Annotated in this window: 1 protein-coding gene; it reads right to left on the reverse strand. The window is 60.2% G+C overall.

Annotated features, from left to right (window positions below; genetic code table 11):
• Positions 1 to 512 (reverse strand): MFS transporter (locus OU11_RS03285; protein WP_033514500.1); only part of this gene is annotated, 512 nt, incomplete at both ends.

Raw genomic sequence — 512 nt, forward strand, 5'->3', positions numbered from 1 at the left:
GAGATCCGCACGCTGCAGCGAATGCTGGTAGTAGTACACCTGCGTGCCGATACGCGACAGCGAGGCGGCCGTGCCCAGCACACTCGAGACCACCAGCAGGAGCAGCATCGGGTTCTTCACCAGCGAGGCCATGGATTCCGAGAACTTCACCTTCTCGCCGCTCGTGGTCGCGTCGACCACGGTCTCCTTGCACAGGAAGAAGCCGGCGAGGATCAGCGGGATGCACACGATGATGTAGATCATGTTCGTGATCTGGTAGGCGCCGGAATCATTGCCCAGGAACAGGATGATCGGCATCGTGACCGCCGAGAGCACGATGTTGACAATGGCCGCACCGGCGGAGCGCCACGAATTCAGGATGACGCGCTCGTCGCCGTCCGCGGTAATCGTATTCACCAAAGCCGCCTTCGACGTATCGATGAGGGTGTAGGCGAATTCTAGGCCGATGTAGGTGACGTAGGCGTACATCACCTTGCCCGCGCCCGAGAAGTTGAAGTCCGAGAACGTCAGGA

It is taken from the genome of Bifidobacterium pullorum DSM 20433 (assembly GCF_000771405.1).
GTDB classification, from domain to species: Bacteria; Actinomycetota; Actinomycetes; order Actinomycetales; family Bifidobacteriaceae; genus Bifidobacterium; species Bifidobacterium pullorum.